This is a genomic window from Candidatus Limimorpha avicola, assembly GCF_056978975.1.
This window is the reverse complement of record NZ_DBMCYK010000003.1, coordinates 150,308-168,377: the sequence shown is the minus strand read 5'-3', so window position 1 is coordinate 168,377 and position 18,070 is coordinate 150,308. Positions and strand designations below refer to the sequence as shown.

Sequence of the window (18,070 nt, the reverse complement as noted above, 5' to 3'; positions counted from 1 at the left end):
AATGTATAGAGATGTTTTATTTTACAAGTGGTTGTGCGTATTTCTTTACGTCATCTTCCGTGATAGTGTTTCCGCATAATATCACGAGTCTTTCCACCACATTCTGCAACTCTCTTATGTTTCCTGTCCATCTGTAATTCTGCAGTTCTGCAACAGCTTCTTCCTTAAAAACAGGGGCAGGTTTTCCCATGTCTTCGGATATACGTTTGACAAAGGCGTCAACAAGCAAGGGTATGTCGTCTTTTCTGTCTCTTAATGGAGGCACCATGATGATAATGACGCTGAGTCTGTGGTATAAATCTTCTCTGAAGTTGCCTTTCTCTATTTCTTCTTTAAGATTTTTGTTGGTTGCAGCAATGACTCTCACATCAACGGGTATGTCTTTTTCACTGCCGACGCGTGTTATTTTGTTTTCCTGCAAAGCACGTAACACTTTTGCCTGTGCCGACAGACTCATGTCACCAATTTCATCGAGGAACAAAGTACCTCCATTGGCAAGTTCAAAATCTCCCTTTCTCATCTTCACTGCAGAAGTGAAAGACCCTTTTTCATGTCCGAATAATTGACTTTCAATAAGTTCTGAAGGGATGGCTGCACAATTGACTTCAATGAAAGGATTGTATGATCTGTTGCTTAACTCATGCAACTGTCTGGCTACGAGTTCTTTGCCGGTGCCGTTTTCACCTTCGATGAGAACTCGAGCTGAGGTGGGAGCGACCTTTTCAATCATTTCGCGAACTTCAATCATAGGAGCCGATTCACCTATCATTTCATATTGTTTCCTGACAACCTTTTTAAGAGCCTTGGTCTCTGTCATGAGTTTGGATTTGTCAAGTGCGTTACGTAATGTGATAAGTAGCCTGTTGAGATCCGGCGGCTTGGAGATATAGTCGAAAGCACCTTTTTTTATGGCTTCCACTGCTGTCTCTATGGTGCCGTGTCCGGAAATCATGATGACCGGAGTGTCGGAATTTTGTTTAATGTTTTCAAGAACTTCAATGCCGTCCATCTGTGGCATTTTGATGTCACAAAAAATAGCATCGAATTCCTGTTCTTTGATGATGGGCAATGCTTCTATGCCTGATGCGGCATCTTCAACAATGTATCCTTCATTTTCAAGAATATCGCGCAGAACCCGTCTTATGGCAGGCTCATCATCTATTATTAGAATGCGAGGCATCTGGTTTCTTCTTTGGTGTTAATCTTAACTTTTTTAATCTGTAATTTATTACGGCATCATAACATTTTAAAATATCACCGCCTATTATTGCATGTATCACCGGCAGATTGAACTTTCGATATGAGTCGTTGATGTGTGACAGGTCAATGATAATGCCTTGATAATCAAATAAATTAAAATTATTAAACGAAATTTTCCCTATTACCGACAATGTTATGTTTATGTCGGACGCTCCTACACTTGCAGAAACACCTTTTTTATGCTTTACCGGTGTAGGTTCGGCAAAATCGTTGATGGTTGTCTTATCGAAAACAGTCTGTGAAGCCCCGGTATCAATGATAAAGTTTGCATCTTTATCATTGATCTTACCTTTTATCATTATATGATAACCATCGTTATCAATAGGTAAGACGTCAAAAGGTATCTCGGTGTATCTACGCATTAAAAATTCGGTTTTAAAGCATATTTGTTATAGAAGTTTTCTATTATTTTTACTGCATCTTCAACAGTATCAACTACATGAAAGATATTCAAGTCATTTTCCGAAATAAGTTGGTTTGAGAGGAGTTCTTTTTTAAACCAATTTACGAGACCATCCCAAAAGTCTTTGCCTACTAATACGATAGGGAAGGAGATGAGTTTGTTGGTCTGAATTAGCGTTATGGCTTCCGATACTTCATCGAGGGTTCCGAATCCCCCGGGAAATGCTATGTAACCTTGCGAATAACGCATGAACATGGTTTTTCTTACAAAGAAATAGTTGAAGTCCAATGATTTGTCCTGGTCAATGAATTGGTTTGCCTTTTGCTCGTTAGGCAAGATGATATTCAGACCTACGCTTTTCCCACCTCCGAAATGAGCTCCTTTGTTTCCGGCTTCCATAATGCCGGGACCTCCTCCGGTGATGATACCGAAGCCTTTTTTTACAAGTAGATATGCAGTCTCCTCCGCCATCTTGTAATATTTGTTCTCTGGTGATAATCGTGCTGACCCGAATATGGCAACGCAAGGTCCTATTTTAGCCAATGTCTCATATCCATTGACAAATTCAGCCATTGTCTTAAATACAGACCAGGAATCGTGTGTTTTTATTTCATTCCAGTTTTTTTCCTGAAAGGCTTCTCTTATTTGTTCTTCAGTATTTTCCATGTGTTTTATTTTGGTTACAAAAATAATTATTTTTAATAAATTGTCAGTATAAAAAATGACATATGATGGTTTTGATTACAATTTTAAGATAGAAAAATTTGCTTTTATGTTATGATGTAATGAAATTTTATGTAATTTTGCATCGAAAAGCGGATGTAGCTCAGTTGGCAGAGCGAAAGCTTCCCAAGCTTTAGGTCGCGGGTTCGAGCCCCGTTATCCGCTCTCTTTTCTTAAAATGAAATATTTCAACAGTTTTATTAATATGTAAGGTCCTGTTACTGTATAATAATGTATTATTGGTGATGGTTGTTTTAGACGTAGTTTATTTGTTGAAAATAAATATGTATTTTGATTATTTGGCATAATTAAAGTTTATTTGATGATTTCTGTTTTTATAATTTACAGAAAAACTATAAAAATAACACTTGACAAAAACACTATGATGTAGTAATTTTGCAGAACAAAAGTTCTTTGAAGGGGTTGACTGGTTTTGACAGCTTGTAGAATGGTCATGTAAGCATGTCGAGCCTCGCAGTGACGCTCGCAAATCTTGACTGCAAAAAATTAATTGGCGAATACAATTACGCTCTCGCTGCTTAATCGAAGTACAGTAGATGTAGCTTAATTCTCTCACAAGGTGGGGGAACGAGACATCTCGCGGATGGATGTTCCCGATTCCGGTCCGGTAACGAGGTGCTCAGCAATTTTGGGATAGCAACATGATTTCTTCGCTCATGTCGCGAAAAATTAGAAGATAAGGTCGGGCTTAGGGCGTCTGTCCCCTTGCTCTTCACGAAAACCAATGGCAGAATAAGCATGTAGAAAGCATGGTTGTTCCTTGTTTGGACGAGGGTTCGACTCCCTCCAGCTCCACAATTAAAACGACTGCTGAATTTTAGCGGTCGTTTTTTTATGTTTTTTCGTAAAATTGTTTTCACTGTGTTGTTTTACAATGTTTGTCTTGAATCGTTTTTTGTAAATGTCATAGCACAATGTCTTGATTATGAAATAAGTCGGTTTTGATGTTGTTTGTTGTCAGTTTATATTCAGTAGGTATATTTCCTTATTTTTATCTTTCCTTATAATATTATTCTTGATTTTTTGTTATATTTTTGAATTGTATATAAATCAGTTTGGAAAACTTGTTTATGAGATAATAGTTTTATCTGGATGCAATATGTTTTTTGTTGGTTTATAGTCATGACATTGGTGAAATAATTATTTTTGTTGAAAAAAAGTAATAATAAAAACAAACTTAAAATAATTGAAAATGAAAAATTTAAAAAGTGAAGCATTGTTCCTTATGTTAGGAATGGCTATTATGGGATTTTTTATTTGGTTGGGGCTTTCTCATGTTTCCAAAGATGTCCGTACAGTCAATGTCAAAGGATTGGCAGAGATGGAAGTGAAAGCAGACCGTGTGTATTGGCCAATAAACATCAAGGTTGTTGGCAATGATTTGATTGCTGTCTATAATGAGGTGAATGCCAAGAATATTATTGTTGAGAGATTTCTGAAAGACAATGGTATTTCTGAGTCTGAAATCAGCATAAATGCACCGCGAGTACAAGATAGGGAAGCTGATTATTATTCAAACAATGATTATAATATGAGGTATAATGTAACGTCAACAATAACGGTATCTTCAAGCAATATCGATCTTGTGAGAAATTTGATGAGCCGTCAAGGCGAATTGATAAAACAAGGTGTAGCCATAGCCAACGGAGATTTTTATACCGACCAAGTCAGTTTTATATATTCTGATTTGAATAGTATAAAACCTCAGATGATAGAGGAAGCTACAAAAAATGCTCGTGCTGCTGCTGAGAAGTTTGCCTTTGACTCCAATAGCAAGCTCGGTAAAATAAAAACTGCTACACAAGGACAATTCTCCATCTCTGACCGAGATGATAATACACCTTATATAAAGACCGTCAGGGTGGTTACAAATGTGACATACTTTCTTGAAGATTGATATTATTGCAAGCATTTGGATGATGCGATATTAATTTTCGCATCATCTCTGCTGCAAATTATTTTCAAGTATAATAATTACCTTATTCCAAAGCATTTTTGAGATAATACCCTGTATATCCAATGCCTTTTGCGACGATTTCTTCAGGGGTGCCTTCGCATATTATTTCTCCACCTCGTATGCCGCTGTCCGGTCCCATGTCTATTATATGATCAGCCATTTTTATGACATCGAGGTTGTGTTCTATGATTAATACTGTATTCCCTTTATCTACAAGTTTGTCGAGAACGTTCATCAAAACCTTGATATCTTCGAAATGGAGACCTGTTGTAGGTTCATCCAGAATATACAGTGTTTTACCTGTATCGCGTTTCGATAATTCGGCTGCAAGTTTTACTCTTTGTGCTTCTCCTCCCGACAATGTCGTTGAAGGCTGTCCGAGTTTCAGATATCCAAGTCCGACATCTTGCAACGTCTTTATCTTTTGAGTTATCAAAGGGAAGTTCTCAAAGAAAACCAAAGCATCGTCAATGGTAAGATTTAATATGTCGTTGATTGACTTTCCTTTGAAACGAACCTCCAAAGTCTCTCTGTTATATCGTTTGCCTTGGCATGTCTCGCATAAGACATGCACATCAGGTAAGAAATTCATTTCTATTACACGCAATCCGGCACCACCGCATGTCTCGCATCGTCCTCCTTTAACATTAAAAGAGAATCTTCCCGACTTGTAACCGCGTATCTTTGATTCCGGTAACTCGCTGTATAACTTGCGTATCTCATCGAAAACTTTGGTATATGTCGCAGGGTTTGACCTTGGAGTTCGTCCTATGGGAGCTTGATTAATCTCGATGACTTTGTTGATATTTTCCAGTCCGGTGATGCTGTCGTAAGGTAGAGGTTCTTTTACCGAGTTGTAAAAGTGCTTGCTGAGGATGGGATATAAAGTCTCGTTGATAAGAGATGATTTTCCAGAACCTGACACCCCGGTGACACATATCATGATGCCGAGCGGTATTGTCAGATTTACATTCTTCAGATTGTTGCCTCTTGCACCGTATAGTGTGATATGCTGTCCATCAAGCGGTTGTCGTCTCTTTTCCGGAATTTCTATTTTTCTCTTTCCTTTAAGATAATCACACGTCAATCCCTTTCCTTTCATGGCTTCTTTAGGAGTTCCTTGAAAGATGACTTCTCCGCCGTGACAGCCCGCTCCCGGTCCTATGTCAACTATATAATCCGATTCCATCATGGTGTCTTTGTCATGTTCTACAACAATAATGGAATTGCCTATGTCACGTAAGTCTTTCAATGATTCTATCAACTTGTGATTGTCGCGTTGGTGCAGTCCTATGCTCGGTTCGTCAAGAATGTACAATATGCCTGTCAGTTGTGAGCCTATTTGCGTGGCAAGTCTTATACGTTGAGCTTCTCCTCCAGATAATGTCTTTGACGGACAATTCATGTTGAGATAGTCTATACCTACATTAAGGAGAAAATGTAATCTTTTACTTATTTCAGAAAGTATGCTTTTTGCAATCTCATTTTGTTTATCATTCAAATGATTTGGAAGGTCGTCTATCCATTCCGACAATTCTAATACGTCTAATGATGCCACTTCGGCAATGTTTTTGCCGTTTATTCTGAAATACAGCGATTCTTTCTTCAGACGTTGTCCGCTGCACTCGGGACATGTCTCTTCGTTCATGAAACTTGTTGCCCATCGTACAATATCAGCAGGAGCATTATCAGTGTTTTGTTTTTCAATAACGTTAATTATACCTTCGAATGTAGTAAAATATGAAAATGGAGTATCGACATCATCATTTGCCAATGAGATATAATCGTTACTGCCATATAAAATGGTATCTAAAGCCTTCTCGGGAATGTCCTTTAACGGAGTATTGATATCGAAATCGTATTTTGAACAGATTGAAACTATCTGTTTGAATATCATATTGTTTTTATAGCTGCCAATGGGAGCTATACCACCATTTTTTATTGACAGGTTCGGGTCCGGAATTATTTTATTAATGTCGATGGCAGTTATCTTGCCGAGTCCGTTACATTTGGGACAAGCTCCATACGGTGAGTTGAAAGAGAAGGTGTTAGGCTCCGGGTCTTGATAGGCTATGCCGGATGTTGGACACATCAGCAACCTGCTGAAATAACGTAACTCATTCTTCTCTTCATCTAATACCATCAGCATGTTTTTCCCTTTTTTGAATGCCAATTCTATGGATTTGCCAAGTCTGTCCTTATTGTTGTCAACTAATAGTCTATCGATAACAATCTCTATATCATGGGTTTGATATCTGTTTACTTGTGTTACCATACTGAGTTCCCGAACTTCACCATCTATACGCACTTTGAGAAATCCTTGATTTCTTATCTGTTCGAACAAATCGCGGTAATGCCCTTTCCTGCCTCTTACTACTGGTGCCAGAATGTTGATCTTTCTGCTTTTATAGCTATCTAAAATCATTTTGGTAATTTGTTCTTCAGAATAACGTACCATTTTCTCTCCGGTGACGTATGAATAAGGTTCTGCTATTCTGGCATAAAGAAGACGAAGAAAATCATATATCTCAGTTACAGTTCCAACCGTTGATCTCGGATTTTTGTTGATGGTTTTTTGTTCTATGGAAATGACAGGACTCAGACCTTTAATGTCATCAACGTCAGGACGTTTCATATTGCCAACGAATTGTCTTGCGTATGTGGAGAATGACTCCATGTAACGTCTTTGTCCTTCCGCATAAATGGTTTCAAAGGTCAATGATGATTTACCGCTGCCACTCAATCCGGTTATGACTACAAGTTTATCACGCGGAATACGTAAATCGATGTTTTTAAGGTTGTTTTCTCTTGCCCCGAAAACTTCTAAAAATTCATTCTCTGCAATATCCTTTTTATCCATTTCGATAACTAAATGATTGTGTCGTTGATGCTGTCTCGGTATTTTTCAATATTATGTTTGCCTAACATGTCTTCATAATCATCGTAAGTAAGATTGAAAGGCGGTGTAGGTATTTTTATTTCATAAACTTCGCCTTTATGGACTTTTAATGATTTTGAGCGGAGCCAAGGATTGAATACTTTTAACAATTTATATGTTATTCCATGTTCTTTGGCAAAGTCAGCCCAGCTGTCAACATCTTTTGTCACTGTTACAGTCTTGTATTTAAAAGGTTTGTAGCAGAGTTCCTCACTTACGAAAATACCGTATTTTTCTGGGTTTTCAAAAATTGTCTTTAAAGCGAGTATTCTGAATATGTAACGTTCCGTTTCTTCTGCCATTAACAAGTCGTAATATGAGTTGGTTTTCTGCTCTTTTATATGATTCGAGAGTCTGGTTGAACCAATATTGAAAGATGCAGCTGCCAAAGTCCAATTTCGGAATCTCTTGTATGCCTTCAGAAAATATTTGCATGCAGCAATTGTTTCAGCTTCAACATTATAACGCATATCGACTTCTTTGTTGATGGTTAATCCCATTTCTTTTGCTGTGGCAGGCATAAACTGCCAGAACCCTACAGCTCCGGCTGGCGATATGGCGTTGGTAAGTCCGCTCTCCACAAGACAGATGTATTTGAAATCATCAGGTATGTTGTATTGTTTTAAGATGGGTTCTATGACAGGAAACCAACGTGTGGAACGTTTCAGAAGAAGCATGGTGTTGCTGTGAAAATAACAGTTCGACAGCAGTTCACGTTCGTAACGTTCTCTGATATTGAACATTTCCATAGGTACAATCTCTCCGGCAAATGTTATATCTGGTGCAAAATCTATGTCATGACTTTGTATCATTATTTGGTCATACGTTACGGGACGTTGTTTTGCAATATGTATTGCTCTGATACTTATCACTATTGCTGTTATGGCAATGACCCATAATGATATTTTTGAGATTAAAAGAAGTTTGTTTTTCGTGTCCATGTCATTCAAAAGGAATTACAATATCTTTTAAAAATGGAGCTGTATTGTCTTTATCAGAGAGAATAGGTTTAACACATTCCCAATCGATATTGATGTCGGGGTCGTTCCATCTTATGCTGCCCTCTGACTCTTTACAGTAGAGATTGGTGCATTTATATGTGAATATGGTATTGTCTTCCAATGTTAAAAAGCCATGAGCAAAACCTACCGGGATATAAAACATTTGTTTGGTTTCTCCGTCAAGGATGATAGAATGCCATTTCCCGAATGTGTTGGAACTTTTGCGCAAGTCAACTGCTACGTCTAAAACACGGCCTTTTACAACTCTTATCAGTTTTCCTTGTGAATATGGGGGCTTTTGAAAATGCAAGCCTCTCAATACCCCTTTTGACGAAAATGACTCGTTGTCTTGAACAAAATTAAAGTTCAGTCCCATCTCATTGAATGTCTTTTTGTTATAAGATTCAAAAAAATAACCTCTATCGTCTTTAAAGATTTTAGGAGTGATTATTAATAAACCTTCAATAGCTGTTTTGTCTATTTTCATATTATGTTTATTTGACTAAAAAGGTCGTCACGTTTTTCGTGACGACACTTATATGTATTTCACAAAATAATTATAGATGAACTACTTCTCCGTATGCTGCGGCAGCAGCTTCCATGATAGCTTCGGACATGGTAGGATGAGGGAAAATGTTTTCAATGATGTCACGTCCGGTAGCCCCCAACTCGCGTGCCAATACTGCTGTCGCCACCATCTCGGTAACGTTGTCTCCAACCATGTGACAACCGAGCCATTGTCCGTTTTCAGCATTGAAAATAACTTTTATGAATCCGTCTTTGTTACCTGCGGCACTCGCCTTTCCGGAAGCAGTGAATGGGAATTTCCCTACTTTGATTTGATATCCGGCAGCTAAAGCCTTTGCTTCTGTAAGTCCTACCGACGCTACTTCGGGAGTAATATAAGTACATCCGGGTATGTTGTTATAATTCATAGGTTTAGGTTCTAATCCGCATATCTTTTCCACACAGATGATTGCTTCGTGCGATGCTTTGTGCGCTAATGCCGGTCCGTGCACTATGTCTCCAATAGCATAAATGCCTTCTACATTGGTCCTGTAATATTCATCTACATTGATTTTACCTTTTTCATTGCTGATGCCGATATTTTCAAGACCAAGACCATCGAGGTTGGTTTGTACTCCGACAGCTGACAATACGATATCGGCTTCAACGATTTTATCGCCTTTCTTGGTGCTAACGGTACAAATGCATTTTTCTCCCGATGTGTCAACGTTAGTGACTGATGAGTCTGTCATTACTGTCATTTTTAGTTTTTTGAAGCAACGTTCTACCAGTTTGGAGACTTCCTCATCTTCTATTGGCAATATGTTCGGCATGAATTCTACCAAAGTTACTTTCACACCCATGGAGGTAAAGAAGAAAGCGAGTTCTGAACCTATTGCACCGGAGCCTACTACCAACATGGTCTCAGGTAATTTGTCGAGTACAAGTGCCTGGCGATATCCTATTATCTTTTTTCCGTCTATTGGCAAATTGGGAAGTTCTTTCACTCTTGCACCGGTGGCAAGAATGATGTGGTCTGCTTCGTGTTCTGAAATATTACCGTCGGAATCGACGACTTTGACTTTTTTCTCTGCTGTCAGCGAGCCGAATCCGTTAATTATCTCAACGTTGTTCTTTTTAAAAAGATACTGTATTCCTTTGCTCATCCCTTCTGCTACACTACGACTTCTTTTAACTACGGCTTCCATGTCGGCTTTTACTGTGCCTTCAATAGTGATTCCGTAATTTTCGGCATGTTGTATATATGTATAAACCTGTGCACTTTTTAATAATGCTTTAGTCGGGATACAACCCCAATTCAAACATATTCCTCCAATTTCTGCCTTCTCGACAACGGCAACTTTTTTCCCTAATTGTGAAGCTCTGATGGCTGCAACGTATCCTCCCGGTCCACTGCCTATTACAATAACATCGTACTTCATAAAATCACTTGTTTAATTTTTGCTATTCTTTTTATGTATTTAGAGTGCGAAATTACAAAATAAAATTGGTATGTCAAATTATCGCTCTATCTTTTTTAAGAAATTTATCTATATGCCATATATTTTGATTTTTTTTGTTAAAAATGTTAATGAAACATTACTTTTTAAAGGTATGATTTATTTAATATGTTAAAAATTATGCAAAAATGTAGTTTTTTTGAAAAAAAAACTTGACACATTTATATTATAGATACCTTTGCAGTGATAAATCAAATTTGTGATGCCATTGGCATCATGTTCCCTTTATTTTTTGAATTATGATTAAAGATTTTGAAAAAAATCCGTTGAAGCCATTGCTGTGTGCAGGCTTTTCGGGAAAATGGTATGCCGCCGCATTCCCGTTATCTTGGAATGAATGTGGTGTTGTTGATATATTCTTTTATATATCAATGTGTTACGGGTCTAAAGCTGATATTCTCTTTGTTGCAGTATATGATAATGGAAAAAAGAAATCAAAAATACTGCAATGTGAAATGTTATCCCACTTGGATGAGCTGCAATTGACTGTATATTACCATAATGTTAAAATATTAACATATACATTGCAATGGTGTTATGCATATAATACATTTGTGTTATATGGAAAAGAAAATAATATTATTTTTATTGTAACTAATACGTTGCCGTTTGATTGCTATGTGTATGATATTATTCCTGAAAACAAATCTTTAAATACACTCTTTTTCTCTGATTTATGCAATTAATATTGGAAATATTTTTTATAATTATTTTATTATTATATTAACTGTTTTTGGGGGAAATGTTGTTTCGTTGAAAATTTGTATTTTTTTTGTCTTTACTTTTGTTTTCATTTATATTTTGTATTTTTGCGATAAATTAAATCGACAAAAATGACTTTATCCCAATTGACTGCTATCTCTCCAATAGACGGCAGATATCGTTCAAAAGTTGAGAAACTTGACAACTATTTCTCAGAGTTCGCTCTTATTAAAAGTAGAGTGATGGTGGAAGTTGAATATTTTATTGCTTTATGCGAATTGCCATTGCCACAATTGAAAGATTTTGAACATGATAAGTTCTCTGCTCTACGTATGATTTATGAAGAATTTCAACTTGATGATGCTCAAGAGATTAAAGATATTGAGAAGGAAACCAATCATGATGTTAAGGCGGTAGAATATTTTTTAAAACGACGTTTCGACAAATTGAATCTGACATCGTATAAAGAGTTTATTCATTTTGGTCTCACTTCACAGGATATTAATAATGTGGCAGTACCTTATTGTATTAAGAAATCTCAAAAGGAAGTCATTTGGCCAACTTTGTTGTCGCTTGTCAATAAACTAAATGCTCTTGCTGAAGAATGGCGTGAGGTGCCGATGTTGGCTCATACTCATGGTCAGCCTGCAAGTCCAACGCATCTTGGAAAAGAGATTTTCGTATTTGTAGAACGTCTTGCAGCTCAGTTGGATATGCTTGATGATATTCCTTTTACAGCAAAATTCGGCGGAGCAACGGGTAATATGAATGCTCATAAAGTGGCTTATCCTTCAATATCATGGAAAGATTTTGCTAATGATTTCGTGGCGCATTTGGGATTGAAAAGACAAAATACTACTACACAAATCGAACACTATGACATGATGGCTGCCTATTTCGATGCCATGAAACGTGTCAATACTATACTCATAGATTTGTCTCGCGACATCTGGCTGTATATCTCGATGGATTATTTTAAACAAAAAATAAAAGCAGGAGAGGTGGGGTCGTCGGCTATGCCTCATAAAGTGAACCCGATAGATTTTGAAAACGCCGAAGGTAATCTCGGTATGGCAAATGCTATATTCGAACATTTGAGTCGTAAATTGCCTGTAAGTCGTCTGCAACGAGACTTGACAGACTCAACAGTGACACGTAATATTGGAGTGCCGGTCGCACATTCATTGATAGCATTTTCATCTTTGATGAAAGGTCTTGATAAACTGATACTTAATGAACCTAAACTTAATGAAGACTTGCATAATAATTATGCTGTGGTGGCAGAAGCCATACAGACAATCTTGCGTCGAGAACAGGTGGAAGGTGCGTATGAATTACTTAAGAAATTAACTCGTACCAATACGAAAGTAACAAAAGAATCTATTGATGATTTTATTGACGAACTTCCTGTAAGTGACTCTGTTAAGACAGAAATGCATAGTATTACGCCTGAAAATTATACCGGTTTTAATTACTAATGTTTGTTAGATGAAACGCAACACCAATTTCAAAAGAATCCTCAAATATGTTAAACCATATTGGTTTAGCGTTACAATGAATTTGTTGTTCAACTTGTTGGCAATAGTGTTTTCATTGTTTTCGTTCTCTATGATAGTTCCATTTCTCAACTTGTTGTTCAATCCTTCCAATCTATTACTCGTAAAACCTGAGTTTTCTATTAATTCCGATGCTTTGCTCGGTTTGATGAATTATTATATCAGTCTGATTATCATTGAAAATGGCCAGGCAGTGGCTTTGATATTTATTTGTGTGTTGCTCGTTTTGGCATTTTTCCTGCGCAATCTTACTACATATATGGCATTGTTTTATATGGCATCGGTACGTGTGGGGTCAATAAAAGATATTCGTCGCGACATTTATGCCAAATTGCTTATTTTACCTCTTTCATTTTATGGGAAGAGAAAAAAAGGCGATATAATTGCAAGGATAACTACGGATGTGCAGGAGATAGAAGTGTCGATAATGAATTATCTCGATGTATTTATCAAATCACCACTTACAATAATAGCATATTTTCTGTATATGCTTGGCGTAAGTTGGAAACTTACACTTTTTGTTTTAGTGATTTTGCCGATAGGCGGTATTATAATAGGTAAGATAGGCAAGTCATTGAAAAAAGATTCAAAAGAAGGTATGACTCTATTTGCCGGCATGCTCGCTACCATAGAAGAAACACTTTCTGGATTGCGTATCATCAAGGCTTTCAATGCCATCAAATATTCAGATGAGAAATTTGATGAACAGAATAACAATTATTCACGTTTATTGAAATTCGTCTATAGGAAAAGGGATCTCAGTTCTCCAATGAGTGAGTTCCTTTCTTCTGTTATCATAGCAGTGGTGCTGTGGTTTGGCTCTACTTTGATTTTAAATGGCAATTCCACTATAACAGCTGCTAATTTTATAGCTTATATTGTTGTTTTTTCGCAGATAATATCTCCGGCAAAGTCTTTTTCACAGAGTTTTTATTGTTTGCAGAAAGGTATGGCTTCTGCAGATCGTATCTTTGAGATACTTGATGCTGAAGAGATTATTGTTGAGAAACCTAATGCTTTGCCATTGAAATCATTTGAAAAATCCATACAGTATGATAATGTTAGTTTCCGCTATGGCAAAGATGATGTCTTGAAAAATATCAATATCACTGTGGAAAAGGGGAAAATGATAGCTTTGGTGGGAGAGAGTGGCGGGGGAAAATCTACTTTGGTGGATCTGTTGCCACGTTTTTATGATGTCTCCGGTGGAGTTATCAAACTTGATGGTGTTGATATAAGAGATTATAGGATAGAGGATCTTCGTGGTCAGTTTGGCGTTGTTTCTCAGGAGAGTATTTTATTTAATGATACAGTTTTCAATAATATAGCTTTTGGTATGGAACATGCATCACGTGAAGCGGTCATTGAGGCGGCTAAAGTGGCTAATGCTCACGATTTTATTATGGAGATGGAAAATGGCTACGATACTTATATAGGCGACCGGGGTATGAATCTTTCCGGAGGTCAGCGGCAGAGGCTCAGCATTGCAAGAGCTGTCTTGAAGAATCCTCCAATAATGATTCTCGATGAGGCGACTTCGTCTCTTGATACTGAATCGGAACGCCTTGTACAGGAGGCTCTTTCCAAAGTGATGAATAGCAGAACTTCTATTGTAATAGCCCACAGATTGTCCACAATTCAAAATGCTGACGAGATAATAGTTATTTCTAAAGGCATCATAGTGGAACGAGGCAAACATGAAGAATTGATAACTAAAGGAGGAGTTTATAAAAAACTTACGGATTTACAATCGTTTAATTAATATGAATTTAAAGGGTGTTTGTTTATGGATGGTTATTATATATTGCTTCTGATAATGTCGGTACTTGCCGTAGTCGTTTTCATTGCATTATATTTCGTTGAGGCAGGTTATGGTGTGTTTTACAGTAAAAAATGGGGTGTGCCTATAAATAACAAATTAGGCTGGGTGTTGATGGAACTGCCTGTTTTTGTTACTATGTTAGTATTGTGGCTGCGTTCCTCAAGGGTGGATAATATTACTTGTATTGTGATTCTGGTTATTTTTGAAATACATTATCTTCATAGATCTTTGGTGTTCCCTTTCTTGATGCGAGGGAAAAGTAATATGGCACTGATTATTATGTTGTTAGGAATGTTGTTTAATTGTGTGAATGCTCTTATGCAGGGTGGTTGGCTGTTTTACAAGTCTCCGGATGACTATTATACAATAGATTGGCTTACAACTCCACAGTTTATCATTGGAACGATAATCTTTTTTGTTGGCATGATTATTAATATTCATTCTGACAATATCATCAGGAATCTTCGCAAAAATGGAGATACGAAACATTATCTTCCAAAGGGCGGTATGTTTAAATATGTTACATCTGCCAATTATTTCGGGGAATTGGTGGAATGGATAGGCTTTGCTATTCTTACATACTCTTTGTCTGGTGTTGTATTTGTATTGTGGACTTTTGCCAATCTTGCCCCTCGTGCTGCTCGTATTTACAATCATTATAAATCTGAGTTCGGAGATGAACTCGATACTAAAAAAGTGAAAAGAATAATACCTTTTATATATTGATTATGAAAGTTGTCGAGTCGAAAATATTTACACCTTGTAAGATAGGTCCGGTAGAATTACGGAACAGGACAATACGTTCTGCTGCTTTTGAGAACATGTGCCAAGGCAATAGGCCAACACAGGCATTGTTTGATTATCATACTGCTGTAGCTCGAGGCGGTATAGGCATGACAACAGTTGCTTATGCAGCCGTAAACAGGAGCGGTCTCTCTTTTGATGGTCAGTTGTGGATGCGAGAGGAGATAGTCCCTGAGTTGCGTAAACTTACAGACGCCATTCATAAAGAAGGAGCTAAGGCTTCTATTCAACTTGGACACTGCGGCAACATGACTCACAAGTCAACATGTGGCTCTATTCCGGTCGGTGCTTCCTCGGGATTTAATCTCTATTCTCCAACCATAGTACGTAAGATGCGTGAAGATGAAATATTGCAGCTTGTCAAGGATTTTGGCAAAGCTGTTTGTCTTGCACGAGAGGCAGGTTTCGATTGTGTGGAGATTCATGCTGGTCATGGTTATCTCATAAGTCAGTTCCTTTCGCCTTATACCAATCATAGACATGACAAATGGGGTGGCTCTCTCGACAATAGAATGCGTCTGATGCGTATGGTCATAGAAGAAGTGATGGATAAGGCTGGTGATGACATAGCTGTTATTGTGAAGACTAATATGTATGATGGCTTCAAAAGAGGCATGCAGGTAGATGATTGTATTACTGTGGCAAAAGAGTTGGAACGTCTCGGTGTTCATGCTCTCGTCCTTACTGCCGGCTTTGTAAGCAGAGCTCCGATGACGGTGATGGCCGGTGCCATGCCACTTAAAACACTCGCTTATTATATGGATATGCGACGTTTTTGGTGGCTTAAGATAGGTGTTTTGCTCTTCGGCAGATTAATGATGCCTACGGTTCCTTATAAAGAGGCTTATTTCTTGGATACAGCAAAGATATTTCGCAAGAATCTTTCTCTGCCTCTCATTTATGTTGGCGGGATGATTTCCAAAGATAAAATGGATGAAGTGCTCGACAATGGCTTTGTGGCATTCCAGATGGCACGCGCTCTGATAAATGATACCGATTTTGTTAATAAGTTGATGTCGGGCGAGGTGCAAAAGAGCGGTTGCGGTCATTCTAACTATTGTATTGGAAGAATGTACAGTAAAGATATGAAATGTCATTATTGTGTCGAGAACTTGCCTCATCGTCTGCAAAAAGAGATAGATTCTGTCAAATAGTTAATATAGATAAAAAATAGATTTTTTGAATCTCGAGTTTATAGATAATTGGAGTGCGTTGATATTATTGGCAGAAACAAATGGCAAGCCTTTATGGATATATGAAATAAGAGCGGCATCTGCCGCTCTTGTTGTTTTAATAATTGCTGAAGTTATTTCTTCGGTGCGTTTTCAAGAATATCGAGCAATAAGTCCCAGAATTTTTGCACGGTGGCAATTTCGATGCGTTCATCAGGTGAATGAACTCCTCGAAGAGTAGGACCGAATGATATCATATCCATACCTTGAATTTTGTCTCCAATGAGACCGCATTCCAAACCGGCATGTATGGCTTTTACCTTGGGGTCTTTCGAGAAACGTTTCTTGTAGCAGTCTTCTGCAATGGCACATATAACTGAATTTGGATTCGGTGTCCATCCGGGATAACCGTCAGTATGTTTTATTTCAGCATCGGCGAGTGAGAAACAGGCTTCCACCATGTTGGCAATGTCTTCCTTCGATGACTCTATGGAGCTGCGTTGTGAGGTCTGAATGAAGAAATAACCGTCATTCTTCTTTATGGATGCGAGATTTGTCGATGTTTCTACAAAATTGGGAATGGTTTGTGACATTGCGATGACACCATGAGGACAGGCATACAGTGCATTCAAAAGATTGAAAGCAGTCATGTCATCAATGACAACATCCGGTTGTTCGCATTTTTCCAACTTAAGTGAAAGGTTGGGTTCTGTGACCTGATATTCATTGCGGAAAGCAGTTTCCATATCTTTGACATATTGTTCAAAATCTTTAGTCAAATCATTGGGAACAAGAACAATGGCGTATGCTTCGCGAGCAATGGCGTTACGTAAGTTTCCGCCATTTATATCATTGATACTCAATTCGAAATTATTAAAAGAATACCATAAGACTCTTGTGAGCAGTTTGTTTGCGTTGGCAAGATTCTTATTGATATCGTCTCCGGAATGACCGCCTTTCAGACCGCTGACAGATACTTTATATGAAGTGTTGTCTTCAGGAGCTTCGTTCATACGGTAAAATACCTTTATTACAGTGTCCATGCCGCCGGCACAGCCTATGAATATCTCGCCTTCGTCTTCCGAGTCAAGGTTTAGAAGTATGCGCCCGTTGAAGTCTTTGGGGTCTAATTTGTCGGCTCCTGTCAATCCGGTCTCTTCATCAACAGTGAAAATACACTCAACAGGACCGTGTTTTACATCAGGTTCTGTCAGTACTGCAAGGGCGGCAGCTACACCGATGCCGTCGTCGGCTCCTAAGGTGGTGCCATTGGCATGTAACCATTCGCCTTTTATTACAGCTTCAATGGGATCATTTTCAAAATCATGTGTCTTATCGCTGTTTTTCTCGCATACCATATCGATATGAGCCTGCAATATGATGGTTTGTCGGTCTTCGAATCCTTTAGTGGCAGGTGCTTTCATTATGATGTTGCCACACTCTTCTTTGATATATTCAATATTGTGCTCTTGAGCAAATTTCTCAAGATATGCAACCATCTTGTCTTCTTTTTTTGATGGTCTCGGCACTTCGAGGATTCCATGGAACTGTCTCCATACTCCTACAGGTTTTAATGTTAAGATATTTTCATTCATATTATGTGATGTTTAAATTGTTATAGTTTTAATTATGATAATCTAATGAAAGACATTTTTTTGTTATGATTTTCTACAAGTGTTGGTGA

General features: G+C 37.8%; 14 protein-coding genes, 1 tRNA gene and 1 other RNA gene. 8 read left to right on the top strand and 8 right to left on the bottom strand.

Annotated features, from left to right (window positions below; all coding sequences use genetic code 11):
• Positions 1-16: 16 nt before the first annotated feature.
• Genes ACZOVS_RS02770 through ACZOVS_RS02760 form a run of 3 tightly spaced genes read right to left on the bottom strand, consistent with a single transcriptional unit; the run spans position 17 to position 2,329 of the window.
• Positions 17-1,180 carry a sigma-54-dependent transcriptional regulator gene (locus ACZOVS_RS02770; RefSeq protein ID WP_483995711.1) on the bottom strand — a complete coding sequence of 388 codons (1,164 nt, stop codon included), beginning with the start codon at positions 1,178-1,180 and terminating at the stop codon, positions 17-19.
• Positions 1,155-1,622, bottom strand: a complete 468-nt coding sequence (locus tag ACZOVS_RS02765) for an aspartyl protease family protein (RefSeq protein WP_483995710.1) — start codon at positions 1,620-1,622, stop codon at positions 1,155-1,157. Before ACZOVS_RS02765 ends, ACZOVS_RS02770 begins: the two co-directional genes overlap by 26 nt.
• A complete protein-coding gene (locus tag ACZOVS_RS02760) occupies positions 1,622-2,329 on the bottom strand; it encodes an LOG family protein (RefSeq protein WP_483995709.1) in 708 nt (235 codons plus the stop codon). The genes ACZOVS_RS02765 and ACZOVS_RS02760 overlap by 1 nt, the downstream gene beginning before the upstream one ends.
• 149 nt (positions 2,330-2,478) lie before the next feature.
• On the opposite strand from ACZOVS_RS02760, the gene ACZOVS_RS02755 reads away from it, so the two are divergent.
• The 3 genes from ACZOVS_RS02755 (at position 2,479) to ACZOVS_RS02745 (ending at position 4,304) form a co-directional block, all read left to right on the top strand.
• Positions 2,479-2,551, top strand: a tRNA-Gly gene (locus ACZOVS_RS02755).
• Between the two features lie 254 nt (positions 2,552-2,805).
• Positions 2,806-3,205, top strand: a transfer-messenger RNA (tmRNA) gene (gene ssrA, locus ACZOVS_RS02750).
• A gap of 394 nt (positions 3,206-3,599) precedes the next feature.
• Complete coding sequence (locus ACZOVS_RS02745; protein ID WP_483995708.1) at positions 3,600-4,304, top strand: SIMPL domain-containing protein; 705 nt, start codon at positions 3,600-3,602, stop codon at positions 4,302-4,304.
• A gap of 82 nt (positions 4,305-4,386) precedes the next feature.
• On the opposite strand, the gene uvrA is transcribed toward ACZOVS_RS02745, so the two are convergent.
• From uvrA to lpdA, 4 genes are all read right to left on the bottom strand, one after another.
• Positions 4,387-7,224, bottom strand: a complete 2,838-nt coding sequence (gene uvrA / locus ACZOVS_RS02740; protein WP_483995707.1) for an excinuclease ABC subunit UvrA — start codon at positions 7,222-7,224, stop codon at positions 4,387-4,389.
• Positions 7,225-7,232: 8 nt separating this feature from the next.
• On the bottom strand, positions 7,233-8,243 hold the full coding sequence (locus ACZOVS_RS02735; RefSeq protein WP_483995706.1) for a lytic transglycosylase domain-containing protein: 1,011 nt from the start codon (positions 8,241-8,243) through the stop codon (positions 7,233-7,235).
• 1 nt (position 8,244) lies between these two features.
• Positions 8,245-8,790: a dTDP-4-dehydrorhamnose 3,5-epimerase gene (gene rfbC, locus ACZOVS_RS02730; RefSeq protein WP_483995705.1), complete on the bottom strand. Its 546-nt coding sequence runs from the start codon at positions 8,788-8,790 to the stop codon at positions 8,245-8,247.
• 70 nt (positions 8,791-8,860) lie between these two features.
• Entirely contained in the window at positions 8,861-10,252 is a 1,392-nt protein-coding gene (gene lpdA / locus ACZOVS_RS02725) for a dihydrolipoyl dehydrogenase (protein WP_483995704.1), read from the bottom strand.
• Between the two features lie 317 nt (positions 10,253-10,569).
• On the opposite strand from lpdA, the gene ACZOVS_RS02720 reads away from it, so the two are divergent.
• The 5 genes from ACZOVS_RS02720 to ACZOVS_RS02700 all read left to right on the top strand — a co-directional run bounded on the left by ACZOVS_RS02720 (position 10,570) and on the right by ACZOVS_RS02700 (position 16,368).
• Positions 10,570-11,016 (top strand): hypothetical protein, encoded by a 447-nt coding sequence (locus tag ACZOVS_RS02720; protein WP_483995703.1) that lies wholly within the window; start codon positions 10,570-10,572, stop codon positions 11,014-11,016.
• A gap of 147 nt (positions 11,017-11,163) precedes the next feature.
• Entirely contained in the window at positions 11,164-12,510 is a 1,347-nt protein-coding gene (gene purB / locus ACZOVS_RS02715) for an adenylosuccinate lyase (protein WP_483995702.1), read from the top strand.
• Positions 12,511-12,520: 10 nt separating this feature from the next.
• A complete protein-coding gene (locus ACZOVS_RS02710; RefSeq protein WP_483995701.1) occupies positions 12,521-14,350 on the top strand; it encodes an ABC transporter ATP-binding protein in 1,830 nt (609 codons plus the stop codon).
• Between the two features lie 24 nt (positions 14,351-14,374).
• The gene (locus ACZOVS_RS02705) at positions 14,375-15,136 is read left to right on the top strand and encodes a DUF1295 domain-containing protein (RefSeq protein ID WP_483995700.1); all 762 of its coding nucleotides are present in this window, start codon (positions 14,375-14,377) and stop codon (positions 15,134-15,136) included.
• A gap of 2 nt (positions 15,137-15,138) precedes the next feature.
• Positions 15,139-16,368 carry an NADH:flavin oxidoreductase gene (locus ACZOVS_RS02700; RefSeq protein ID WP_483995699.1) on the top strand — a complete coding sequence of 410 codons (1,230 nt, stop codon included), beginning with the start codon at positions 15,139-15,141 and terminating at the stop codon, positions 16,366-16,368.
• 152 nt (positions 16,369-16,520) lie between these two features.
• On the opposite strand, the gene ACZOVS_RS02695 is transcribed toward ACZOVS_RS02700, so the two are convergent.
• The gene (locus ACZOVS_RS02695) at positions 16,521-17,981 is read right to left on the bottom strand and encodes an aminoacyl-histidine dipeptidase (protein WP_483995698.1); all 1,461 of its coding nucleotides are present in this window, start codon (positions 17,979-17,981) and stop codon (positions 16,521-16,523) included.
• Positions 17,982-18,070: the final 89 nt, after the last annotated feature.